Here is a 23,258-nt window from a genome sequence, read left to right on the forward strand (position 1 = left end):
ACGGAACGGGGGAGGGGGCGCGATGTTCTCCTCGGTGCGCGTGAGTGTGATGGCGCACGGAAACGCAACGACCAACCGAATGGAGTGCACAGATGGACATGGCTGCTTGCCCGTACGCGCTGGACGTGGCGGGGCGGGACATCGCGGGTGAGGTCGCGATGCTCCGGAAGCAGGCACCGGCGGTCGAGGTGGAGCTCCCGGGCGGGGTCCGCGCCTGGGCCGTGGTGGGCCAGCAGCACGTCGAGCGCCTGCTGCTCGACCCGCGGGTCTCCAAGGACGCCCGACGGCACTGGCCGGAGTTCATCGACGGGCGAATAACGCCCGAGTGGCCGCTCTATCCCTGGGTGGCCAACGAGAACATGCTGTTCGCCTACGGCCAGGAACACAGTCGGCTGCGCCGCCTTGTCGCAGGGGCGTTCACGGCGCGGCGGTCCGCGGCCCTGCGGCCCCGGGTCGAGGAGCTGACCGCCGAGCTGCTCGACGGACTGGACTCCGTGCCGGCCGGCCAGCCCGTCGACCTGCGTTCCGCGTTCGCGGAACTGCTGCCCCTGCGGGTGATATGCGAGCTGTTCGGAGTCGAGCGGGGCGCCGGGCGGGAGGCGCTGGCGGCCGCCCTGCACACCGTGTTCAGCACGACGGTCTCGGCGGACGAGATGGAAGCCGCGCGCATGACGGCCTTCGGGCTGCTGGCCGAGCACGTGGCGGCCAAGCGGGCCGATCCAGGCGACGACCTGACGTCCTCGCTGATCGAGGCCCGGGACAACGGCGACGCGCTCACCGAGGCCGAATTGCTCGGCTCCCTTTTCCTGCTGATCGCGGCGGGCCAGGACACCACGTCCGGGCTGATCACCAACGCCCTGGGCGCGCTGCTGTCCCATCCCGGGCAGCTGGCGCACGTACGGGAGGGCCGGGCCGGCTGGGAGGACGTGGTCGCCGAGACGCTGCGGGTCCACGGCCCCGTGAGCTACTCGCCCATGCGCTTCGCGGTGGAGGACATCGACCTGGACGGGGTCAAGATCCGGCAGGGCGACGCCATCCTCGTCTCCTTCGCGGGCGGCGGCCGCGACCCGGAGCGGTACGGGGCGGACGCCGCGGAGTTCGATCTGCTGCGCACCGACCGCGACACCTTCGGATTCGGCCACGGCGTGCACCGCTGCCTGGGCGCCCCACTGGCCGTACTGGAGGCCACCACCGCCCTCGCGGCGTTCTTCGACCGCTACCCGGACGTGGCCCTCGGCTGCCCGGAACAGGACCTGGAGCCGCTGCCCACCTTCATACTGAACGGCTATGCGGCTCTGCCGGTGGTGCTGCGCCAGGCTTGAGCGGGTGCCGGACACGGCGTACCGGACAGAGCCACAGGCTCCGCGGCGAACTCGGCCGCGGAGCCTTTCTGTTGTGTCCGGACGGTAGGCAGGGAGCCTTCGCCGCTCCTTCTCCCCGTGGATTCGACGGGCGTCCTTCGACCGTGCACAGAAACCGCACTAGCGGTTTGTTGAAGTCGGATCGTATGCCGAATGGGTGGAGTCATCTGCCGGTGGACGGCCCCGCAGGGGGCGGAGCGTGGTCGGAAACCACCACCCCCGGCACCTATCGCAGATCCCTGTGCGGCGGCGGAGGGGCCTGATCGCGGCCCTGGTGTCCCGCTTGTTCTCAGCCAGGCTGTAGAGCCGTTGCCGTCCCGTCCTGCTTCACGATCCGTCTGTCGCACGTGGTGGAACGGTCCGTTGATCGTGATGAAGATCTTGCCTGTGTGTCATGTGTCGCCCGGGTCGGGCGTGTCGTCGGCGCAGCCCGTTCGCATACACCTGTCTGAACTCGGCGCACCGCTGCCGGTAGTGATGCGTTCAGCTCCGCAATACTATTAAAACCGCGCAAGCGGTTTGTTAGACTCTCGGGTAGTGGGGCTCGCTGCATCGTGGGGAGCGGCCTGGTGTGACTGTGAGCGGTGGTGCCGGGGGCGCCGGCGAGTCCAGCTCCCCGGCCGGCTTCGTCGCAGCTTCCCTGGCCGCCTGCCCTCCGCAGGCGTGGCAACCCCTTGCAGTGACGGAGTAGTTGATGGTCAAACAGGAACGCGCGGTGCGAACGCGCGACACCCTGATCCGGTCCGCGGCCGAGATCTTCGACCGGGAGGGGTTCGCGGTGGCGTCACTCACCGCGATCAGTACGCTGGCCGGGGTGAGCAACGGCGCGCTGCACCACCACTTCACCAGCAAGGCCGCGCTGACCGACGCGGTCGAGGAGGCGGCGCTGGCCCGGCTGCTGGCCGTCACCGAAGCCGGGCTCCCGCTCGGGGCAAGCCGTATACAGCTCCTGGTCGACGTGACCCATCGGCTGGCGACTGCGCTGCGCGGGGACGTGGTGCTGCGGGCCGGGTTCGAGCTGAGCGGTGAGATGTCCCGCCCGCCGCATATCGACCTGCGCGAGTGGTGGCGGCGCTGGGTCGCGGAGACGCTCAGACAGGCCGACTCCGAGGGTGAGTTGCGCCCGGATGTCACTGCTTCGGACGTGGTGAGCGCTGTCGTGGCCGCCACCGTGGGGTTCGAGGTGCTGGGGGCGCGGGAGGCGGCGTGGCTTTCGGCCTCCACCATCACCCGGTTCTGGCGCCTGCTGCTGCCGACGGTCGTGTCGGCGGCCCTTCTCGCGGACCTCGACTCCAAGGGGACCGGCCCGCTGTAGTTGCCCCTGAGCCCCGGTCTTCGTGGATGCGCACGAAGACCGGGGCTTCCCCATGTTCCAGACCTCTTAGTTTGTTTGACTCGCCTCTCGGTCAGCCCTAGAGGGGAGATGGAGCGACTCATGGGGCGGACCCGCTGCGGCCTGTCCTGTATTTATGCAGGTCAAGGCGATGCTTGAGGGTTCGTTAGGTGAGCTAAGAAATAAAAACAGCACGGTCGGTTTCATATTGACAAACCGCCAGTCCTGTTTTTTACTGAGTGAGGCTCATCCACGGACAGGGGAGTACGCGTGGACATCGAAGTACTGGGCACACTGGCGGTTCGGGAGCATGGAGTCTCCGTAACGCCGACAGCCCCCAAGCCGCGACAGGTGCTGGCGCTGCTCGCGCTCCATGCCGATCAGGTCGTCCCGGTGTCGGCTCTGATCGAGGAGCTGTGGGCGGGTGCACCGCCGCGCAGCGCACGCACCACGCTGCAGACCTACGTGCTGCAGCTGCGGGCCCTCATCGCGAGTGCACTGGAGCAGGGCGCGGCCGCCGCGGAAGGCGGCGAAGGTGTCGCGGGCGCCGCAGGTCGACGCACCGCCAAGGACGTGCTCGTCACGCTGCCCGGCGGCTACCTGCTCAACAGCGGCGGCGGCACCAGCGACGTCCGCGAGTTCGACCGGCTCGCCGGCATCGGCTACCGGGCGATGGACGCGGGCGACTTCCCGGGCGCGGCCCGGCAGCTGCGCGAGGCGCTGGCCCTGTGGTCGGGGCCGGCCTTCGCCGACGTGCACGGCGGGATCCAGCTGGACATGGAGGCGCGGCGGCTCGAGGAGACCCGGCTCTGCGCGCTCGACCAGCGCATCGAGGCCGATCTGCGGCTCGGGCGGCACCGCGAGCTGCTCGCCGAGCTGACCGTGCTGGCCAGTCGGTACCGCACCCACGAGAACCTGCACGGCCAGTTCATGCTGGCCCTGCACCGCTCTGGCCGCCGAGGCGAGGCCCTCGACGTCTACCAGCGGCTGCGCGCCACCCTGGTGCGCGAACTCGGGCTCGAGCCGTCGGCCGCCCTGCGCCGGCTGCAGCGCTCGATCCTGATGGCCAGCCCCGAGAGTCCGGTGGCCACGGACACGAACAGCGAGCGACTCGTACGCGTGGGCTGAGATGGCCGTACGCGATACGAGGAACGCGGCCGCGATCGGCTCGCCGGGCCGGACGCGCGCCCGGACCACGGGCCGAGGAGGCAGCGTGATGCAGGACAGGTCGGAGCGGACCCGCAGGAAGCTCGTCCATGCGGGGGCCGAGATGTTCCACCGCAACGGCTATGCGAACGCGACGCTCGGCGAGATCGCCGCGTTCGCCGGAGTGACCAAGGGGGCGCTGTACTTCCACTTCGCCTCCAAAGACGAACTGGCGGAGGCGGTCCAGCGGCGAGGCTGCGAGCTGCTGCACGAGTCGGTGCGCGAACTGCGCGCATCCGGTCTCTCTCCGCTCCAGACGCTGATCAGCACGACGCACTGGCTCGCGCTCAACCTGCGCGAGGAGCCGGCGATCCCGGCCAGCTTCCGCATCACCAAGGAATGCGCGGGACTGCCCGCGCTCGCCACCGACTTCCACCGGATCTGGCTCGCAGAGGTCTGCGGACTGCTGCGCCAGGCCCGCGACGCGGGTGAACTGCGCGCCGAGGGCCGCTGGGAGAGCATCGAGTCGCTGGTCGCCGCGGCGAGCTGCGGGATCGAGTCGCTGGCCGGCACCGGAATGCCGTACGCCGAGCTCCAGCGCCGGGTGGCCGGGGTGTGGTCGCTGCTGCTGCCCTGCCTGGTGCCCGAGGGCGCGGAGAAGAACTTCCGCGTCGGGATGCCGGGTACCGATCCCGCGCCCCGCCTCGTGGGCGACGCCTTGGTCGGCGCCCCGGACGAACCCACGGCCCGCCGGTCCCGGCCGGTGTTCTCGGGCAGCACCGCGTGACCGTGTGCCACCGACGACTTGGAGGAGCCTGCGATGACGAATGAACATCCTGCGGACGTACTGACGGACCTCATCGGGGTGCTCGGTGACGTGCTGCGGGTCAAGCCGGAGAAGATCGACCCCGAGCAGACCTTCCAGTCCATGGGGCTCGACTCCCTGCTGGTCGTGGAGTTCGTCGCCGTGGTCAACACCCGGTACGGGCTGCGGGTGCTGGCGACCGACCTGTACGACTTCCCGACGCCGGCCTCCTTCGCACGCGAGGTCGCGCGGGCGGCGCGCAGCGCGGCCGCCGCGCCCGTCTCCGCCCCCGTTCCCTACGCCGTCTCCGCGGCGGCGGTCGCGGCTGCTGCCGCTGCCCCCCGCCCCGCCGCTGCCGCCCCGGCCCCGGCCACGGGCCTCGAGCGGCAGGTGCCGCCGGCCGCGGCGGCGACCCGGATCGCGGAGGTGCTGCGGGAGCAGCTCGCCGGGATCCTGTGCTGCGACCCCTGGGACATCGACACCACCGCCGCGTTCAACGTGCTCGGTGTGGACTCGATCGTGGGCGCGGAGTTCATCGCCGTCGTCAACCGCACCTTCGGTCTCCAGGAGCGGTCGGTGCTGCTCTACGAGCACCCCAACCTCGCAGCCATGGCCGCATACATCGCGGCCCGCACCGGCGCGGCCGCGCAGGACCTCGCCCCTGCCCCGGCGGCCCCCAGGAGCTCTGCCCAGGCGCCGGAGCCGGCGTTCCGCCCGGCGGCCACCGGGCCGGCGTCCGCCGCTCCCGCCGCCGCTGGCCCTGCCGCACGGCCGCTGCCGGGCGGCGATCTCGACGTCCTGCTGGACGCGATCCGCGACGACCGGCTCACCGTGGACGAGGCACTCCTGCTGCTCGCCCGCCGCGGCTGAAGGAGCTCCACCCCCAGGGGATGTCCGGCGGACCAGGGCCCGGCCCGGCTCGTCCGGCACCGCGCCGTGCCGCGTCGTCGTCGCTCGCCGACGTTCCCCGGCCACCGCCGGGAGGCGCCCCGCCGCGTCGCCTCCTCCTCCGCCTCGCCGTCCACGGCACCAGACGATCCGGCCCATCCGACCCCGACCCGCCGGACACCCCCTGGGGGGGGTGTCTTGTGGATCAGACCGGGCGGGCGGCGTCCGGTGCCGCGCCTCGCCGCGTTCTCGTCGGTCGCCAATGTCCCCCAGCTACCGCTGGGAGGTACCCCCACCGCATTGGCTCCCTCCTCGGCCTTGCGATCCACGGCACCGGACGCCGCTCCCTGATCCGGCCTGATCCACAAGACACCCCCTAGAAGGAGCACGTCCAGATGGACGAGAAGGAAGTCCTGACCCGGTTCAAGAACGGCCATCTGGACCGGGCCCAGGTGGCCGCTCTGCTGTCCGGCGCCGCCGGCGGTGCCACCGGTTCGGGACCCGTGGTCTTCACACTGCCGGACGCCTGGCCGGAGCAGGACGCCGAAGAGCCCTCCCCGGCCGCAGCGCACCCGGCTCCCGGCCGCAGCGCGGATTCCGCGCCCGCAGAGCCCCTCGCGCCCGCGGGGCCGGGCGCCGGGCCGATCGCGGTCGTCGGGATGGCCGGCCGCTACCCGGGCGCCCCCGACCTCGCCTCCTTCTGGCGGAACGCGCGCGGCGGGCACGACAGCGCCTCCGAGCCGCCGGTCGGCCGGCCCGGCGACGAGCGGGGCCACTACCTGGAGCGCGTGCAGGACTTCGACCCGGAGTTCTTCGGGATCGACGCGCACGAGGCCGCCCTGATCGACCCCCAGGAGCGGCTGTTCCTGGAGACCGCGTGGGAGGCCCTCGAGGACGCCGGCTGCACCGGCGGCCGCCTGGACGCCCTGACCGCGCGCGACGGGACGCCGCGCAGCGTCGGGGTGTTCACCGGCGCCGGCAGCGGTGACTACCTGCTGCTCGCGGCCCGGACGTGGACGCCCGAGCGGCCCCGCCCGATGCCCGCGGGCGGCCAGTGGAGCCTGCCCAACCGGCTTTCCGCCCTGCTCGGCCTGACCGGCCCCAGCCAGTCGGTCGACACCGCCGAGTCCTCCGTGCTCGTCGCCCTCCATCTCGCCGTCGCCGCCCTGCACCGCGGGGAATGTGCCGCCGCGCTCGTCGGCGGGGTCCGGCTGCTGCTGCACCCGTCCAGCCGGCTCCCCGGCGCGGGCGAAGGCGTCGGCGCGCTGCTGCTCAAGCCCCTGGAGCGGGCCCTGGCCGACGGGGACAGTGTCCACTGTGTGGTCCGCGGCAGCGCGGTCGGCCACACCGCCCCCGACCCTTCGGCAGCCGGCCCCGGCCGCAGGTCCCGGGCCGCCGACGCGCGCAAGGGAGCCGCCGCGCGCGCCGCCGCGGCCCTGCGCGCGTCCTGCGCCGATCGCGGTACGCAGCCCGCGGCCCCGGCGGACGCCCCCGCGCAGCGGGTGCTGCGCGAAGCCCTGCGCGCGGCCGCGGTGGATGCTTCGGCCGTTGCGGTCCGCGAGGACGCCGGATCCGTACGCGCCCTCGTCGGCGACGCGGGCCCCGCGACCGGGGCCGCCGCCCTGACCCGGGCCGTGCTCCAGCTGCGCCACCGGATCCTGGTACCCGGCCCCGGGCGAGGCGAGGCAGAGGCATGGGGCAGCGGGGAGGCCGGGGAGAGCGCGCCCCGCCGGATCTGTGTCGGTGTGCGGGGCGCCGGCGGCGCGGACGCGCAGGTGGTCCTGGAGGAGTACGTACCCGCCCCGGCCGCCGGATCGGCGGCGGACCGGGCTCCCGCGGCCGACGAGCTGTTCGTGCTGTCCGCCCCCACGCCCGCCCATCTGGCCGCCACCGCACGGCGGTTCGCCGAGCTGCTCGGCGGACCGGGCCCGCTGCCCCCGCTCGGGGCGCTCGCCCGCGCCCTGCGCACCGGCCGGGCCGCCATGGACTGCCGGTTCGCGGCCGTCGTCGCCGACACCGGCGAACTGGTGCGGGTCCTTGAGCGGTTCGTACGGGAGGGTGCTCCCTGCGCCGATCTGCGGGACGGCGGCGCCGACCCGCTGGGGCTGGGCGGCGTAGCGGAGACGGACGGGTACCTTGCCGCGCTCTGGCAGGCCGGGCACCTGCACCAGCTCCGCGGCCTGTGGCTGGCCGGGCTCGACGTCGACTGGACCGCGCTCGAACCGGCCCACGGGGAAGCCACCGTGGCCGTACCGCTGCCCGCATCCGCGTTCCTGCGCATACCGCTGTGGCTGGGCGGCGAGGAGGGTTCGGCATGACCACGCTGTCCTTCGACCCGGCGGGGCAGGGGGAGAACGAGCCGGCCCCGGTCAACCTGTGGTTCTGCCCCAACGAGGACCTCGCGCCCGGGATCGCCGCCACCCTGGCCTCGCACTGGCTCGACGAGAACGAGCAGCAGGTGGCCGGCCGCTTCCTCTTCGAACGCGACCGCCGCCAGTACCTCGTCGCCCACGCCCTGGTGCGCCGGGTGCTGGCTCTGGAGACCGGCATCCCCGAGGCCGAGGCGATCATCTGGCGCTCCTCGCGCGGGCGGCCGTTCCTCCAGACGCCCGCCGGAGGCCTGCCGCGCGGCGCCGACACGCTGGACTTCAACCTCTCGCACGCCAACGCCTACAACCTGCTGGGCGTCTCCCGGGGCCTGCGCATCGGAGTCGACGTCGAGCGGCTCGACCGCGGTGAGCGCGGTCTGGAGAGCATCATCGCGACGTTCTCCCGCGAGGAGCAGGAGTGGATCGCCCGCGCCGCCCCCGGGCGGCCGCGCGACCGGCGCGTCCTGCGCCTGTGGACGCTGAAGGAGGCGTACTCCAAGGCCCGCGGGCTGGGACTCGGCCTGCCCTTCGACTCCTTCGTGTTCACCCTGGCCGAGGACCGGGGCGTGCTGTCCTTCCGGCCGCCCGCCGAGGACGCGGCGGCGCGCTGGCGGTTCCTGGAGGTCGAGCCGGTGCCCGACGTGCTGGCGGCGGTGGCGGTCGAGGTCGACGACACCCGGCCGCCGGCCGTCCATCTGCACCACGGATTTCCGTGGGGGCGCGCCGCGCCCCGCCGCCTGGTCCTGCCGGAACCCGCCGGGGTCTGAAGGACCCGCGGCCCGCGTGACGCATCGGGGGCGGCGGAAATGGTTTCCTTGGAAATCCGCTCGACATTCGATCGAGACGGGTGGAGGGAAATGAACCGGAGTCCGGAATCCGACGGGATATCAACGGGAAATCAAGGGAGAATCGAGCGGGGCGGTGGCGCGGAGACCGAGAATTCCTATTCCGGATCTTCGTAGAAAGAGGTGGCCCGTGGACGCCAAGAGCGCCGTCATCGAGGTGGCCGAGGGCGTCCACGCGTACGTGCAGCCCGAGGGCGGCTGGTGCCTGAACAACGCCGGCATCCTCACCGACGGCGGCCACAGCGCGCTCGTCGACACCGCCGCCACCGAGAGCCGGGCCCGGCAGCTGCGCCGGGCCGCGCTGCGCCTGGCCCCGCGGCCGCCGCGCGCCGTGGTCAACACGCACTTCCACGGCGACCACACCTACGGCAACTTCGTCTTCCCCGAGGCCCTGACCATCGGCCACGAGCGGACCCGGGCCATGGTCCAGGCGGCAGGGCTGCACATGGCCGGGCTGTGGCCGGACGTCTGCTGGGGCGACATCGAGATCACCCCGCCCGAACTGACCTTCCGGGACCGCACGACGCTCCACGTGGGCGGTATCCGGGCCGAGCTCGTGCACATCGGCCCGGCGGCCCACACCACCGACGACACGATCGTCTGGCTGCCCGACCAGCGCGTGCTGTTCACCGGCGACCTCGTGATGAACGGGGTCACGCCGTTCTGCGTCATGGGCTCCGTGGCGGGCTCGCTGCGCGCGCTGGACCGGCTGCGCGCACTGGGCGCCACCACGGTCGTCCCCGGCCACGGCCCGGTCGGCGGTCCGGAGCTCCTCGACGCCAGCGAGGCCTACCTGCGCTGGATCCAGCGCCTGGCCCAGGAGGGCGCCGCGGCCGGCGCGACCCCGCTCGAGCTGGCCCGCGCCACCGACCTCGGCCCCTACGCCGACCTGCTGGACACCGAGCGCCTGCTGCCCAACCTCCACCGCGGATACGCCGAGGAACAAGGCCTGCCCGAGGGATCGCCGCTGGACGTCGGAGCCCTCTTCCAGGAAATGACCGCGTACCACGGCCGCCCCTCGGAGTGCCTCGCCTGAGCCGACGCGAAGACCCCCTGCCGCAGAAGCAGCTGGCAGGGGGTCTTCGCGTACGGGTCCTCGTGCACCGGTCTTCGCGTACGGACGCCCGTGAGGGTCAGACGAGCTGCCCGCCCGGCACCGGCACGGCGGCCAGCAGGTTGAAACGCCGGATCAGCTCCTCCTGCTCCCGGCTGAGCGACTCGATCCGGTCGCCGAGCCGGGCGATCTCACGGCCGAGTTCGAGCAGTGCCGCATGAGGGTCCGGCGAGGCGGCCGGGGCGAGCGGGGCCAGCGGGACAGACGGGGCCAGCAGGACAGACGGGGCCAGCAGGACAGACGGGGCCGGCGGGACGGGCAGTGCGGGCCGGGGGACCGCGAGGGACGGCGCGTGGTGCAGGATCGCCTCCATCCGCTCGCGCAGGGCCGGGCCGGGCTCGACGCCGAGCTCGTCCGCCAGCCGCCGGCGGGCCCGCTCGTAGACGCCCAGCGCCTCCGTCTGCCGGCCGCACCGGTACAGGGCCAGCATCTGGAGGTCGTAGAGCCGCTCGCGCATGGGGTGGCTGGCCGTCAGCCGCTCCAGGTCCCGGGTGATCTCGGCGTGCCGCCCGCTGCGCAGATTCGCGTCGTGCAGCGTTTCCAGCGTGGTCAGCCGAAGCTCCTCCAGCCGGTCCGCCTCCACCGTGCAGATGGGTCCCTGCGTACTGCCCTCGAGCGCCGGGCCGCGCCACAGGGCGAGGGCCCCGCGCAGCAGTTCGGCCGCGTGCACGGGGTCGGAGCCGAGCGCCGACCGGCCCTCGGCGGACAGCCGGTGGAAGCGCTGGGCGTCGGTGGTGGCCCGGCCCGGCCGCAGCAGGTAGCCCATCGAGCGGGTGGCGATCCACTCGTGGCCGCCCGTGTCCGGGGCCCCGCCCTGCAGCAGCCGGCGCAGCCGGGCCACATGGGCCTGCAGCGCGTTGGCCGCGCTCACGGGCGGCCGGTCGCCCCACAGCTCGTGGATGAGCCGCTCCGCGGACAGCACGATGCCTGCCCGGACCACCAGGGCGCCGAGCAGTGCCCGCTGCTTGGCGCCGGAGGGCACGATGTGCGCGCCCGTACGCCGGTCGAACACCTCCACCGGGCCCAGGATGCGGAAGTCCACCCCGGTGTCGCCGTCCGTGCTTCGGGCGCGGCGTGCGCCGAATGCGTCGTGTGCGCCGAAATCCATGGTGTCTCCTCCCGGCGATCCGGTGGGACCTGGGGAAAGGCACGAAGACCGGCGGGCGAAAGAACAATGTGCCGGTTTTAATCCCCTGAGCGGAATCTACCACCTTGTATTCAGCCTGCAACCATGTGGGACGGAGGGTCGCTCGACCCTTGCTCAAGAATTCGGGGACACCGCCCTAGACCCCGCTACCGTGCCGGAGTCGAAGGCTGAAAATCGATGGGAACTCGACGAAATGCGGAGGAAACCGTGAAGATTCAGGTTCTGGGTCCGTTGAGTGCCGAAGTCAACGGGGGCTCGATTGTTCCGACGGCCGGCAAGCCGCGCCAGATACTGGCGTTGCTCGCGCTCTACCCGGGGCGGGTGATGCCCGTACCGACCCTGATGGAGGAAGTCTGGGGCACCGACCTGCCGCAGAGCGCGCTCACCACCTTGCAGACCTACATACTGCAGTTGCGCAGAAGGCTCGGTACGGCCATGGGACCGGGCGACCCGGGAGGGGCCAAGGAGGTCCTGGCCACGCGGCACGGCGGCTATCTGCTCCAGATCCCCCCGGAGAGCGTGGACGTCCACGAATACGACCGGCTCGTCGCCGGCGGGCAGAGCGCGTTCGAGGACGGCGACGACGAACGGGCGGCCTCCAAGCTGGCCCAGGCGCTCGCGCTCTGGCAGGGCCCGGCGCTCGTCGACGTGCGCGTGGGACCGATCCTTGAGATCGAGACCATGCGGCTGGAGGAGAGCCGGCTGGTGACCGTCGAACGGCGCATCGACGTGGACCTGCGCCTGGGGCGGCACACCGAGGTCCTCGCCGAGCTCACCGAACTGATCGCCCGGCACCCGCAGCACGAGGGGCTGCACTCGCAGGCGATGGTGGCGCTGTACCGCAGCGGCCGCCAGGCCACCGCGCTCGACGTCTACCGACGGCTGCGGATGCGCCTCATCGAGGACCTCGGTGTCGAACCCTCGCCGCAGCTCCAGCGCCTCCACCAGGCGATGCTGACGGTCGATCCGGCACTGGACGTGGTGGCGGGCCCGCGACGGGGCTCTACGTTCGATCTCTACGCGGCCTGAGATGCCGTGCGACCTCGCGGACCGTGGCCGTTGGCCACGGTCCGCGGCGGCATGACCGGGATCCCGGGCGCGCTCGAGCGCTCCTCGAGCGGGGGTGGTCAGGGTGGGGTGGTTACGAAGGGCGAGGAAGGACAGGGCATGGCACGGGAACAGGGCGTGCGGCTGGTGTGCTTCGCGCATGCCGGAGCCGGTACCTCGGCCTTCCACCGCTGGAATGAACTGCTGGGCCCGGGAGTCACCCCTGATCCCCACCTGCTGCCAGGCCGTGACGGACGGCGCCGTGAGGCCCGCCTGACCACCCGCGAGGCACTGCTGGAGGACCTGGCCGGGCTGATCGGCGAGCAGCCGGACACCCCGTACGTCCTGTACGGGCACAGTCTCGGCGCGCTGGTCGCCTACACGCTCACCTGCGCGCTGCACGCGAAGGGACTGCCGCTGCCCGCGCTGCTGGCCGTCGGCGGCTGCCCGCCGCCCGACGCACCCGGAGGGCTGGCCTCCGTGGCAGACGCCCCCGACGGCGAACTCCTGCGCATCCTGGAGAGTTTCGACGCGGTGCCGCCCGGCACAGACCCCAGCGTGTTCCACCGCTTCGTCTTCCCCGTGCTGCGCGACGACCTGCGCCTGGCCGCCGGGCTGCGGGCCGCCGCCCTGGATCCGTCCACCGGCGGGCCGGTGCCCGTACCCCTGCTGGCCGTCTCCGGCAGCGAGGACCCGGTCGGGCCCGCCGCCCTGCTCGAGGGCTGGCGCGACTGGACCACCGAGCGGTTCGCATCGCGCACCGTGCCCGGCGGACACTTCTTCGTACGCGGCGGCGAACTGCCGCAGCTGCTCGGGCGGGCCTGCCGGATCGTGGGGCGGGCCGGCCGGTGAGGCGGGTCGTCATCACCGGCATCGGGGTGGTCGCCCCGGGCGGTGGCGGCACGAAGGGCTTCTGGTCGCTGCTGACGTCCGGGCGCTCCGCCACCCGCGCCGTCACCTCTTTCGACGCCCGGCCGATGCGCTCGCGCGTCGCAGCCGAAATCGACTTCGACCCCCGCGAGCACGGGCTGAGCGACCGGCACGGCGCCGAACTCGCCCGCGTCGCACAGCTGGCACTGGCCGGAGCCCGCGAGGCGCTCGCCGACAGCGGGGCCGCGCCGTTCCTGGACCCGGTGCGCACGGGGGTCGCCCTCGGCACCGCGCTCGGCTGCGCCGCCGAACTCAGCCTGGAGTACGCCGTGGCCAGCCATGTCGGCGCCCGCTGGCTCGTCGATCCCACCCGGGCCGTGCCCCAGCTCTACGACTACTTCGTGCCGGCCTCACTGGCCGCCGAGGTCGCCCGGGACGCAGGTGCGCAAGGGCCCGTGTCACTCCTCGCCGGCGGCTGCACGGCCGGCCTCGACTCCCTCGGCCACGGTGCCGACCTGATCCGGGAGGGCAGCGCCGACGTCGTGCTCGCCGGGGCCGCCGAGGCTCCGATCTCCCCGGTCACCATGGCCTGCTGCGACAGCATCCGGATCACCTCGCGGCGCAACGCCGAGCCAGCGAGCGCCGCGCGGCCCTTCGACCGGACCCGCGACGGGTTCGTCCTCGGCGAGGGCGCGGGCGTCCTGGTCCTGGAGGAGCGCGAGCGGGCCCGCCGCCGCGGGGCACAGATCTACGCCGAGATCGCGGGGTACGCGAGCCGGTCCGGTGCCGCGCACATGACCGGGCTGAGCGCCGACGGGGCGGAGCTGGCCGAGGCCATCGGCGCCGCGCTCGAGGAGGCCCGGATGGCCCCGTCCGAAGTCGAAAGCGTCAGCGCGCACGGCTCGGGCACCCGGCAGAGCGACCGGCACGAGACCGCCGCCATCAAGCGGGCGCTCGGCCGGCACGCCTATCACGTACCTGTCAGCGCGATCAGCTCGATGACCGGATACCCCCTCGGCGCGATCGGAGCGTTCCAGGCCGCCGCCGGGGCCCTGACGATCGAGCACGCGACGGTTCCGCCGACCGCGCACCTGCGGGTGCCGGACCCGGAGTGCGACCTCGACTACGTCCCCGGCACCGCCCGGGAGCAGCACATGAGTTCGGTGCTCGCCCTCGGCAGCGGCTTCGGCGGGTTCCAGAGCGCGCTGGTGCTCACCCGGCCGGAGCCCGCCTGACCGGTCCGGACCGGTCAGGCGGGCTCCGGCCGGTCAGACCGTGCCGCAGACCGGTCCTGCCGGTGCGCGGCCCGCCTTTCGGGCGGGCGTCCGACCGCCGCGACGCCGGCGGCGCACCGGCCGCCGGGCGCCGGGGTGTCGGGACGCCGGGGTGTCGACCGGCCGTGCGGGCCGTCAGCGGAAGCGGGCCCGCGGACGGCTGGAAGGCGGCCAGGCCGACCACCGGCACGCTCGCACGGTGCCTGCCGGGCGGCCTCCGCGACCTTGGCGAACAGCTCCTGCGGCAGCGGGAACGACAGCTACCGCCCCGTGCCTGGGGTGCGCTCGGCGCCGCCCGGCGCGGTCAGGTCCCGGGGCAGCAAGGCTGGCTCCGCGCCGTTGAGCCGGAGCAGCCAGTACTCGGTGCTCTCGTCCCCGTAGCCCTCCGCCGCGCAGGATCTCGTGCCGCTCCCCGACCGCCTGCCACGCCCCCGCCAGGGCCGGTACGTCCAGGGGTCCGGTCAGCCGCAGTGCCCCCAGCACCACCGGCGGGCGGGCCTCCTGGCCCGGTACCGCAGGCGGGCAGCAAACACCGGCCGGTTTTCTCGAGCGCCCGTCCAACCCCAGTGTGGCGCCCGTGCATTCGGCCACCGCCCGTGCAGCATCCCGGCCGGTCCTGTGGCGGGGCTTGAGCACCCTTCGAACTTCCTTCAAGTGGCGGTGCGCAGGGTGATAGGCGACCACAGCCGCCGACGCCGTAGTGCGCAGGAGCCGCTTCCGCCCCACGCCCACACCGCCCGACCGCCAGCCCCCGCCCGACCAGTGAGGACAGAGCCGTGCCGCGTTTCACGTATCCAGAACTCCCGCTGGACGCCCTGCTGCGCCGCGCCGCCGTCCGTGACCCGGGCGGCTGCGCCGTCCGCACGGCCTCCGGCTCGGTCACCTTCGCCGAACTCGACGACAGGGCCGACCGGTACGCGACCTACCTGGAGCACCGGCTCGGCCGCCGGGGCGCCCGCGTCGGCGTCGCCAACGTGCTGGACGCGGAGTTCGCCGCCGTCTACTACGGCACCGTCCGCAGCGGCAATACGGTCGTCCTGGTCAACCCGCTGATCAAGGAGGCGGGTCTGGTCCATGTCTGCGCCACGGCCCGGGTCGAGGTGGCCCTGGTGCCCGGGGAGACGGCCGAACTGCTCGTCAAGGCGCAGGAGCGGTTGCCGGACCTCGCCGAGATCGTCGTGACGGACGCGCCCGACGGGGTGGTTCCGGCGGACACCGTGCCGCTGGCCGTCGCCCTGGACCGGGTGCCCGCGACCGCGCAGGGACCCGCCGGACTGGGCAGCGGCACCACCGACCTGGACGCCGACGCCTGCATCCAGTTCACGACGGGCACGACCGGCCTGCCCCGCGGGGTCCGGCTCAGCCACCGCAACCTGGTGGCCAACGCCGCCCAGATCGCCCACGCGCACGGCCTCGGCAGCGACAGCGTGACCCTGAACCACCTGCCGCTATACCACACCATGCACCTCAACTCGGCCGTGTACTCGGGCGCGCACCAGGTGCTGTGCGCTGACCCGGACCCCCTGGCCGCACTGCGCCTGGCCGCCGGCAGCGGGGCCACGCACTTCTACGGGCTGCCGGCCCGGCTGCACCGGCTCGCGGCCGCCGTACGCCCCGACGGGGAGCAGGGCGACGGCCGGCCCGTACCGCCAACCGGGCTGCGGCTCACGGCCGTCCTCTCGGGCGGCACCGCGCTGTCCCCCGCCGCCACCCGGCAGCTGCAGGACTGGCTCGGCGTCCCCGTCGTCCAGGGCTACGGGATGGCCGAACTCTCCCCGCTGGCCCACAGCCAGGACCCCCGGCACCCGCTGACCGGCTCGGTCGGCGGCCCCGTACCGGGCACCGAGTGCCGGGTCGTCGACCTCGCCTCCCGGGTTCCGGTCGACGTGTACAGCACCGGTGAGGTCCAGATCCGTGGGCCGCAGGTGATGACCGGATACCTCGGCGACGACGGCCCGGGACCGGTGGACGCCGGGGGCTGGTTCTCCACCGGGGACATCGGCTACCTCAACCCGGACGGGATCCTGTTCCTGGTGGACCGGCTCGGCGACGTCTTCAAGTACGACAACGAACTCGTCTCCCCGACCGCCGTCGAGCGGATCATCGCCGACGACCCCCGCGTCGCCGAATGCGTCGTCGTGGGCTGGCCCGACCCCGTCCACGGGGCCCGGGTGTGGGCCGGGATCGTGCTGTGCGAGCCGACCGCCCCGGGGCTGCTCGACGTACTCGACTCGATCGTGGTGCAGGCCAACGATCGGCTCGCGCCATTCGAGCAGATCCGCCGGGTCGAGGTCATCGACGCCGTGCCCCGTACCCCTGTCGGCAAGCCGGAGCGCCGCGGCCTGCGCCGCAGCATCCACGAGCGCGCCGCCGCCGAAGCCGCCGCCTGACCGGCAGCCCTCCCGTACCACCCCACCCGCAACCCGAGGAGCGAGCACCGTGGTGACCTTTGCCGACAAGCCGACCCGACACGGCGACACCCACGAGGCCCGTGTGCTGGTCGTCGGCGCCGGGCCGGTGGGCCTGACGGCCGCCCACGAACTGGCCCGCCGGGGCCTGCGGGTGCGGCTGATCGACGGAGCCGAGGGACCCGCGCGCACCAGCCGTGCGGTGGCGGTGCACCCGCGCACCCTGGAGACCTTCGATCAGATGGGCGTCGTGGACCCGGTGATCGAGGCCGGACGCCGCAACGCCGCGTTCACGATGTTCGCGCGCGGGCGCAAGCTGGTCCGGTTGGAGGCCGACTACGCCTCCATGCCCACCCGTTACCCGTACACGGTGATCATCGAGCAGACCCGCACCGAGGAGGTGCTGCGCGAGGCCGTGGCCCGGCTCGGCGTCCGCATCGAATGGGGGGTCCGGCTCACGGACCTCGAACAGGACCGCACCGGGGTACGGGCCCGGCTGGAGCGGGCTGACGGGACCCGCGAGGAGTACGAGGTCCCCTGGCTGGTCGGCTGCGACGGCGGCCACAGCACGGTCCGCAAGCAGCTGGGGCTGCCGCTGATCGGCGAGTCCAGCGAAACCTGGGAGCTCGCCGACGCACACCTGACCACCGGCGTCGTGCAGGACAGCATCTACTGGGTGCACACGGGCCGGCAGGCGCTGATGATGGTGCCGTACAGCGCCGAGGGGTACTGGCGCCTGCTGGACACCGCGCCCGGCGGCGCCGATGGGGGCAGCCCCGCGAGCCGATTCGGCGCCAAGCTGAGCGCCGGGCTCGGGCAGCCCGTGAGTGTGGGCGAGCCGCAGTGGTCCTCCGTCTTCACCTTCCAGCAGCGCATGGTGCCGCGGATGCACGACGGCCGCTGCTTCGTGGCCGGCGACGCCGCACACGTGCACAGCCCCGCCTCCGGCCAGGGCATGAACACCGGTGTGCAGGAGGCGTACAACCTGGCGTGGAAGCTCGCCCAGGTCGCGCACGGCCGGGCCGGGCGTGAACTGCTCTCCACGTACGGCGAGGAGCGCGTGCCGGTCGGCAAGGCGCTGCTCGACAGCACCCGCAAGGCCACCTTCCTGGTCCAGTTCAAGAACGCCATGGCCGGGCTGATGCTGCCGGTCGTCTTCAGCGTCGTACGCAACGTCCCGCCGCTGCGCCGGGCCATCCAGCGCAAGGTGCTCGGCGGCATCTCCGGGCTGCGCCTGGCCTACCCGGAGAGCTCGCTGACCACCCCGGACCTCGGCGCGGTGACCCCGGCGGGCGGCCGTGCCGCCGCCGCTGCCGCCCGCTTCCCCGGCGACCCGGGCACCGACGCGCTCCGGGCGGAGCTGCGCGACACCCGCTGGTCGCTGCTGTACGCCGCGGGCGGTCCCGGCGCGGCCCGTACGACGGCCGCCGGTGCCGCCGCCGAGCACGCCCCCTGGCTGTCGGTGCGCACGGTCGGCGCCGGGCCCGGCGAGGGCCCCGGACCGCTGGCCGACCCGAACGGGCGGCTGCGCCAGGCGCTGGGCCTGGTGCCCGGCAGCTGGGTGCTGATCCGTCCCGACGGCTACTACGCCGCCAGCGGTGCCTCGCTGACCGGCGAGGCGCTGCGGCGGGCCCTGTCCCCGCTGGGGCTGAAGGCCGCCCCTGCCGTGCGCGACGCGGTGCCGACCCCGCAGCCGGCGGCTGCCGGGGTGCGCTGAGCCGGCCCGGGCGGCCTGGGTGCCCGGAGCGGCACAGGGGCCTGGGTGCGCGGGTGTCGCGGGTGCCGCGGTCAGACGCCGACGAGTGCGGCCAGCCGCGCGGACACCGTGCGCAGGACCGCGTCCTGGTGGTCGCTCAGGTAGAAGTGCCCGCCGGTGAAGACCTGCGAGTGGAAGGTGCCCGTGGTGTGGCCCTCCCAGGCCAGCGCCTCGTCGACGGTGACCTTGGGGTCGCTGTCGCCGGTGAACGCCGTGACCGGGCAGCCGACGCTCGCGCCCGGCTGGTAGACGTGCGTCTCCACCGCCCGGTAGTCCCCGCGGATCGTCGGCAGCAGCATCGACCGCATCTCCGGGTCGTCGAGCAGCTCGCTGCCCGCCGCGTTGTGGGACTTGATCTCGGCGACCAGCTCGGCGTCACCCGCCAGGTGCAAGCGCTCGCTGCGGCTGGTCGACGGGGCCCGGCGACCCGAGATGAACAGTTCGACGGGCCCGTTGCCCTGCGCCTCCAGGCGCCGGGTGACCTCGAATCCGGTCACGGCGCCCATGCTGTGCCCGAAGATCGCCAGGGGCTTGTCCCGGTATGCCGCCAGCCCCTCGGTGATCAGGTCGGCCAGCGTCGGTATGTCGGCGATCAGCGGCTCCGTGCGCCGGTCCTGACGGCCGGGATACTGCACGGCCAGCACCTCCACCGCGGGCGCCAGGGCCTTGGCGAGGGGGAAGTAGAAGCTGGCGGAGCCGCCGGCGTGCGGCAGGCAGAGCAGGCGCACCGCCGCGTCGGGGGCCGGACTGAAAACCCGGAACCACTCCGGGTCGCCGCTGTTCCCGTTCATGAATTCTCCGCTCGCTGCTGGTGATGAACCGGCTCCCAGGGTGCCGGGCGGGGCGGCTCGGCGAAACCCGGGACCGGGGGCGGCGGGCGCCGCCTCGAAGGGACTTCGACCGGGTCTCCGCCCAGCCTCCGGCAGACCGGAAGAGCCTGTGGACCGCGGACACCGCCGTACCCCGCCGGCCGCGCGATCCGGCCGTCCCCCCGCCCGGGTCACGCGGTCGCAGGAATGGGGCCGGCGCACCGCATCAGGACCGGGGCCGTCGCCCGTCCCCACGGGACAGCGACGGCCCCGCGTCGCTCCCGGGTCCCGGAAGCGCGCTCCTCGAGAAGGCCTGGAGGGATCGAGAAGTGTTCAAGCGGTTCTCCGGCGGATCCCGGCAGTCTCGAGAGCAAGGGCAAGAGAGGTAGGGCCGATGACGGGTGAGCGAGTGCATCGCAGTACGTACGCGGTGGACGTGGCGGCTCCGGCAGGCGTGGTCTACGGACTGATCGCGGACACCACTCAGTGGCCGCTGTTCGTACCGCCGAGCATCCACGTCGAACGGCTGGACTTCGACGGGATCCGGGACCGGTTCCAGATGTGGGTCACCGCCAACGGGACGGTCAAGTCCTGGCTGTCGCAGCGCACCCTGGACGCCCGGGCCCGCCGCATCGACTTCCACCAGGAGGTCCCGGCCGGTCCGGCCGCCTCCCTGGGGGGTCGCTGGACGGTGGAGGCGCTGGGCGCCGACAGCTCCCGGCTGACCCTGGACCACGAGTTCACCGTGGCCGGGGACCGGCCCGAGGACGTTCAGTGGGTGGAGCGTGCCACTGACACCAACAGCCGCGCCGAGCTGGCTCGGCTGAAGGAGAGCGCCGAGCGCTGGACCCGGCTGGACGCCCTGCTGCTGTCCTTCGAGGAGTCCGTACGGGTGAAGGGCCCGGCCGAGCTCGTCTACGACTTCCTGTACGGCATCGCCGACTGGCCCGGACGCGTCCCGCACGTCCTGCGCGCCGACGTCGCCGAGGAACAGACCGGCGTCCAGGTCGTCCGCATGGACACGGTGTCCGGCACCGGCCCGGCGCAGACCACGGAAGCGGTCCGCATCTGCTTCCCGCACGCCTTGCGGATCGTCCACAAGCAGACCGCTGCGCCGGTCCTGCTGGAGGCGCACACCGGGGAATGGTCGGTGATCCCCGACGAGACGGGCGTCACGGCCGTCGCCCAGCACAACGTGCTGCTGCGCGAGGAGGCCATCGAGCCGGTCCTCGGCCGGGGCACCGGCATCGCCGAGGCCCGTACATACGTACGGGAACTGCTCGGCGCGCAGAGCAGCACCGTCCTCAACCTTGCCAAGCGGCGTGCGGAATCCGCCATTCGAACCCTCTGAACCGGGAGTTGATCAACACCGTGATGACCACCTCCCTGCCCGCCCCGGACACCTCCGCGGCCACGCCCGCCACCGCCGCCGCCTCCCACGAGGCGGCGGCGCTGCGCCGCGCGGCCCGGCTGGAGGCGCTCCTCGGCGACCCGCAGAGCCCCGCCAACCCGCACGGGATCGCAGCGCTGTGCGCCGCGGACTCCCGCGGCGAACCGCCGGCCGAGACCGAGCAGCTGCTGACCGGGACCGGGCTCGCCGCCGAGTTCGTCCCCGCCGAGTTCGGCGGCCGCCTCACCCGCGCCGACCTGCTGGCGAAGGTGCTGCGCCCGGTCTTCCGCCGCGACCTGGCCCTCGGCTTCGGCTTCGGCATCACCTCGCTCTTCGCGAGTGCCGCCGTCTGGGCCGCGGGCAGTGCGCGCCAGCGCGAGCGGACCGCGCAGCTGATGCTCGGCGGCGGCCGGGCCTCGATCGTCCACCACGAGGTCGCCCACGCCAATGCCATCCTGCGCGACGAACTCGTCGCCACCCCGCGCGAGGGCGGCGGCTACACGCTCGACGGCCGCAAGGACGTGATCATGAACGCGGCGCGGGCGGACGCGTACGTCGTCTACGCCCGCACCGCGCCCGAGCGCGGTCCGCGCAGCCACTCCGTCCTGCTCCTGGACCCCGCGGCGCTGGACGCCGAAAGCGTCCGCAAACTGCCCAGGATCCCCACCCCCGGCATGCGCGGAGGACTCTTCTCCGGCCTCGAGTTCACCCACTGCCCGGTCCCGGACGACGCACTCGTCGGACGCCCCGGCGAAGGCGTGACCCTGGCGCTGCGCACCTTCCAGGTCAACCGCTGCCTCATCCCGGGCGTCGCCGTCGCGGCGGCCGACACCGTGCTGCGCTCGGCCGTGCACGCCGCCTCCACCGGGCGCACCGGACCGGTGGCCCGGCGCTGGCACAAGCCGCTCGCCGGGGTCTTCGCCGACGTCCTGGCCTGCGACGCCATGGCCACCGTCGCGCTGCGCGCGCTCAGCCTGCTGCCCGAGCGCGCCCACATCCTGGCCGCGGCGGTCAAGTACGTGGTCCCGGACCTGCTGCGCGAGGACTTGGAGGAGCTCTCCACCGTCCTCGGCGCCCACGGCTACGAACACGGCAGCCCGCGGTACGGATCCCTCGACAAGCTCGTGCGCGACCTGCCGGTCGCAGGCCTCGGCCACACCGGCAACGCCACCTGCCACGCCGTGATCGTCCCCCAGCTGCGCAGCCTCGCCGAGCGCTCCTGGTTCCTGAGCGAGGAGCCGCCGCCCGAGCTGTTCCGCAGCGGGGCGACCCTGCCCGTGCTCGACTACCGGCTGCTGGGCATCGCCAGCGGAGGGGACTTCCTGTCCGCCTCGCTCATCGGCGCGGCCGGGCGCCTGGCCGGCAGTCGCGGAGTCGGCGGCCAGATGGCCCTGCTCAGCGACCTCGCCGAGGGCTTCGTCAACGAGCTGCGGGCACTGCGCGCCCAGTGCGCGGCGCTGCCCGCCGACCGGGCCGCGCTCATGGACCCCGCCGTCGTGATCCTCAGCGACCGGTACTCCCTGATCCAGGCCGCAGCCGCCGTGCTCGGCATCTGGGAGGGACAGGACGGCGCCGACGCCTTCCTCGCCGACCCGGCCTGGGCGATCCTCGCGCTGTCCCGGCTCGCCGGACGGCTCGGCATCACCGTGCCCGATCTGCCCGACAGTGTGCGCCAGCAGGTGCTGGACGAACTCGTCCGCCGGTACCGGGCGGGCCGCAGCTGCGACCTCGACGGCAGCGAGCTCGCCTGATGACCACCGAAACCGCCTCCCCGGTGCTGACCGTACGCGCCCAGAGAGGGGCCCCTTCCATGCCGGACCAGTCCGCACCGGGCGAGCGGACCATCGCGCCGCCCATCCACGTCTCCGGCCCCCGCGGGCCCTGGGAGGAGGTGTACACGAACCTCGAACGCGACGGCAGCGCCGTCGTGTTCGCAACCTGGGGCGAATGGCTGACCGCGGCCGTCTCGGACGCGGAGCTGCGCCCCCTGCTCGGCCGGGACTGGCAGCGCTACCGGCGTACGCAGGACGCGGCGATGCGCTACCGCTTCGTCGCCTCCCGGATGGTGCTGAAGTACACGGCCGCCGCGGCCTTGAGGACGGAACCGGTCGCGCTCGACCTCGCGTACAAAATCGGTGGAAGGCCGTACATCCGCGGATTCGACCAGATCGACGTCAGCCTCAGCCACACCGACGACCTGATCGTGGTCGGTGTCAGCCGCACCGGACGGATCGGCGTCGACACGGAAGCCGCCGGCCGCAAGATGTCCTTCGAGCTCTTCCACGAGCAGATGTGCACCCCCACCGAACACGCCGAACTCACGCGGATGGCGGGGGACCGCCAGGGCTCCGAACTGCTGCGGCTGTGGACCCTGAAGGAGGCCTACACCAAGGCGCTCGGGCAGGGACTGCGGCTCGGCTTCACCGCTTTCGGCTTCGGCCTGGAGAGCGGCGGGCTGCTCGCACCCGACGGCTCCCCGGCCTCCCGGGGCGAATGGGCCTTCGCGACGTACCCGGTGCTCGGCGGCAGCTATCTCGTGAGCACGGCCTGCCACGACACCGGCCTTGACACCGCCCGCGACACCGCCGTCCACACCATGCTCGACGAGGGTTTCATGGGGGCGGTCGAGGAAGGCCTGGCGGGCGTATGAACGGGATGAGCAGCCCGTGTCAGCGTCGTGTCAGCGCCACGTGGCC

18 protein-coding genes are annotated in these 23,258 nt (G+C 73.4%); 16 read left to right on the plus strand and 2 right to left on the minus strand.

Translation table 11 applies throughout. The features are described 5' to 3' along the window. The first annotated feature begins 92 nt into the window (after positions 1 to 92). From OG299_RS40795 to OG299_RS40830, 8 genes are all read left to right on the plus strand, one after another. On the plus strand, positions 93 to 1,322 hold the full coding sequence (locus tag OG299_RS40795; protein WP_327364741.1) for a cytochrome P450 family protein: 1,230 nt from the start codon (positions 93 to 95) through the stop codon (positions 1,320 to 1,322). Positions 1,323 to 2,076: 754 nt separating this feature from the next. Beyond that, positions 2,077 to 2,676: a ScbR family autoregulator-binding transcription factor gene (locus OG299_RS40800; RefSeq protein ID WP_327364742.1), complete on the plus strand. Its 600-nt coding sequence runs from the start codon at positions 2,077 to 2,079 to the stop codon at positions 2,674 to 2,676. A 288-nt stretch (positions 2,677 to 2,964) separates the two neighbouring features. Next, positions 2,965 to 3,822, plus strand: coding sequence for an AfsR/SARP family transcriptional regulator (locus OG299_RS40805; protein WP_327364743.1), 858 nt, complete (start codon positions 2,965 to 2,967; stop codon positions 3,820 to 3,822). A gap of 88 nt (positions 3,823 to 3,910) precedes the next feature. Next, a complete protein-coding gene (locus OG299_RS40810; RefSeq protein ID WP_266636683.1) occupies positions 3,911 to 4,627 on the plus strand; it encodes a ScbR family autoregulator-binding transcription factor in 717 nt (238 codons plus the stop codon). A 33-nt stretch (positions 4,628 to 4,660) separates the two neighbouring features. Then, positions 4,661 to 5,515, plus strand: a complete 855-nt coding sequence (locus tag OG299_RS40815; protein ID WP_327364744.1) for a phosphopantetheine-binding protein — start codon at positions 4,661 to 4,663, stop codon at positions 5,513 to 5,515. 413 nt (positions 5,516 to 5,928) lie between these two features. Beyond that, positions 5,929 to 7,851 carry a beta-ketoacyl [acyl carrier protein] synthase domain-containing protein gene (locus OG299_RS40820; protein WP_327364745.1) on the plus strand — a complete coding sequence of 641 codons (1,923 nt, stop codon included), beginning with the start codon at positions 5,929 to 5,931 and terminating at the stop codon, positions 7,849 to 7,851. Next, the gene (locus tag OG299_RS40825) at positions 7,848 to 8,669 is read left to right on the plus strand and encodes a 4'-phosphopantetheinyl transferase family protein (protein WP_327364746.1); all 822 of its coding nucleotides are present in this window, start codon (positions 7,848 to 7,850) and stop codon (positions 8,667 to 8,669) included. The genes OG299_RS40820 and OG299_RS40825 overlap by 4 nt, the downstream gene beginning before the upstream one ends. A gap of 208 nt (positions 8,670 to 8,877) precedes the next feature. Further along, positions 8,878 to 9,783: an MBL fold metallo-hydrolase gene (locus OG299_RS40830; protein ID WP_327364747.1), complete on the plus strand. Its 906-nt coding sequence runs from the start codon at positions 8,878 to 8,880 to the stop codon at positions 9,781 to 9,783. A gap of 97 nt (positions 9,784 to 9,880) precedes the next feature. Here the strand turns inward: OG299_RS40830 and OG299_RS40835 are convergent, their stop codons facing one another. Next, entirely contained in the window at positions 9,881 to 10,969 is a 1,089-nt protein-coding gene (locus tag OG299_RS40835; protein ID WP_327364748.1) for an AfsR/SARP family transcriptional regulator, read from the minus strand. A 246-nt stretch (positions 10,970 to 11,215) separates the two neighbouring features. On the opposite strand from OG299_RS40835, the gene OG299_RS40840 reads away from it, so the two are divergent. From OG299_RS40840 to OG299_RS40860, 5 genes are all read left to right on the plus strand, one after another. After that, positions 11,216 to 12,037, plus strand: a complete 822-nt coding sequence (locus OG299_RS40840) for an AfsR/SARP family transcriptional regulator (RefSeq protein WP_327364749.1) — start codon at positions 11,216 to 11,218, stop codon at positions 12,035 to 12,037. 138 nt (positions 12,038 to 12,175) lie between these two features. Continuing rightward, positions 12,176 to 12,907 carry a thioesterase II family protein gene (locus OG299_RS40845; RefSeq protein WP_327364750.1) on the plus strand — a complete coding sequence of 244 codons (732 nt, stop codon included), beginning with the start codon at positions 12,176 to 12,178 and terminating at the stop codon, positions 12,905 to 12,907. Then, a complete protein-coding gene (locus OG299_RS40850; RefSeq protein WP_327364751.1) occupies positions 12,904 to 14,160 on the plus strand; it encodes a beta-ketoacyl-[acyl-carrier-protein] synthase family protein in 1,257 nt (418 codons plus the stop codon). Before OG299_RS40845 ends, OG299_RS40850 begins: the two co-directional genes overlap by 4 nt. An 815-nt stretch (positions 14,161 to 14,975) precedes the next feature. Then, complete coding sequence (locus tag OG299_RS40855) at positions 14,976 to 16,589, plus strand: class I adenylate-forming enzyme family protein (protein ID WP_327364752.1); 1,614 nt, start codon at positions 14,976 to 14,978, stop codon at positions 16,587 to 16,589. A gap of 49 nt (positions 16,590 to 16,638) precedes the next feature. Then, entirely contained in the window at positions 16,639 to 18,324 is a 1,686-nt protein-coding gene (locus OG299_RS40860) for an FAD-dependent oxidoreductase (RefSeq protein ID WP_327364753.1), read from the plus strand. 71 nt (positions 18,325 to 18,395) lie between these two features. On the opposite strand, the gene OG299_RS40865 is transcribed toward OG299_RS40860, so the two are convergent. Continuing rightward, complete coding sequence (locus OG299_RS40865; RefSeq protein WP_327364754.1) at positions 18,396 to 19,154, minus strand: thioesterase II family protein; 759 nt, start codon at positions 19,152 to 19,154, stop codon at positions 18,396 to 18,398. A 412-nt stretch (positions 19,155 to 19,566) separates the two neighbouring features. Between OG299_RS40865 and OG299_RS40870 the strand changes: the two genes are divergently transcribed. Genes OG299_RS40870 through OG299_RS40880 form a run of 3 tightly spaced genes read left to right on the plus strand, consistent with a single transcriptional unit; the run spans position 19,567 to position 23,212 of the window. Continuing rightward, complete coding sequence (locus OG299_RS40870) at positions 19,567 to 20,523, plus strand: aromatase/cyclase (protein ID WP_327364755.1); 957 nt, start codon at positions 19,567 to 19,569, stop codon at positions 20,521 to 20,523. A 23-nt stretch (positions 20,524 to 20,546) separates the two neighbouring features. After that, on the plus strand, positions 20,547 to 22,313 hold the full coding sequence (locus tag OG299_RS40875; RefSeq protein WP_327364756.1) for an acyl-CoA dehydrogenase family protein: 1,767 nt from the start codon (positions 20,547 to 20,549) through the stop codon (positions 22,311 to 22,313). Further along, positions 22,313 to 23,212 carry a 4'-phosphopantetheinyl transferase family protein gene (locus OG299_RS40880; RefSeq protein WP_327364757.1) on the plus strand — a complete coding sequence of 300 codons (900 nt, stop codon included), beginning with the start codon at positions 22,313 to 22,315 and terminating at the stop codon, positions 23,210 to 23,212. Before OG299_RS40875 ends, OG299_RS40880 begins: the two co-directional genes overlap by 1 nt. The last annotated feature ends 46 nt before the right edge of the window (positions 23,213 to 23,258 follow it).

Source organism: Streptomyces sp. NBC_01296, assembly GCF_035984415.1.
GTDB lineage: Bacteria > Actinomycetota > Actinomycetes > Streptomycetales > Streptomycetaceae > Streptomyces.

What these genes read in the sequence shown, in the direction of transcription:
- OG299_RS40845 (WP_327364750.1), top strand. Translation starts at nt 12,176, where the DNA reads ATGGCACGGGAACAGGGCGTGCGGCTGGTGTGCTTCGCGCATGCCGGA.
- OG299_RS40880 (WP_327364757.1), top strand. Translation starts at nt 22,313, where the DNA reads ATGACCACCGAAACCGCCTCCCCGGTGCTGACCGTACGCGCCCAGAGA.
- OG299_RS40825 (WP_327364746.1), top strand. Translation starts at nt 7,848, where the DNA reads ATGACCACGCTGTCCTTCGACCCGGCGGGGCAGGGGGAGAACGAGCCG.
- OG299_RS40835 (WP_327364748.1), bottom strand. Translation starts at nt 10,969, where the DNA reads ATGGATTTCGGCGCACACGACGCATTCGGCGCACGCCGCGCCCGAAGC.
- OG299_RS40870 (WP_327364755.1), top strand. Translation starts at nt 19,567, where the DNA reads ATGACGGGTGAGCGAGTGCATCGCAGTACGTACGCGGTGGACGTGGCG.
- OG299_RS40820 (WP_327364745.1), top strand. Translation starts at nt 5,929, where the DNA reads ATGGACGAGAAGGAAGTCCTGACCCGGTTCAAGAACGGCCATCTGGAC.
- OG299_RS40815 (WP_327364744.1), top strand. Translation starts at nt 4,661, where the DNA reads ATGACGAATGAACATCCTGCGGACGTACTGACGGACCTCATCGGGGTG.
- OG299_RS40865 (WP_327364754.1), bottom strand. Translation starts at nt 19,154, where the DNA reads ATGAACGGGAACAGCGGCGACCCGGAGTGGTTCCGGGTTTTCAGTCCG.
- OG299_RS40795 (WP_327364741.1), top strand. Translation starts at nt 93, where the DNA reads ATGGACATGGCTGCTTGCCCGTACGCGCTGGACGTGGCGGGGCGGGAC.
- OG299_RS40875 (WP_327364756.1), top strand. Translation starts at nt 20,547, where the DNA reads ATGACCACCTCCCTGCCCGCCCCGGACACCTCCGCGGCCACGCCCGCC.
- OG299_RS40810 (WP_266636683.1), top strand. Translation starts at nt 3,911, where the DNA reads ATGCAGGACAGGTCGGAGCGGACCCGCAGGAAGCTCGTCCATGCGGGG.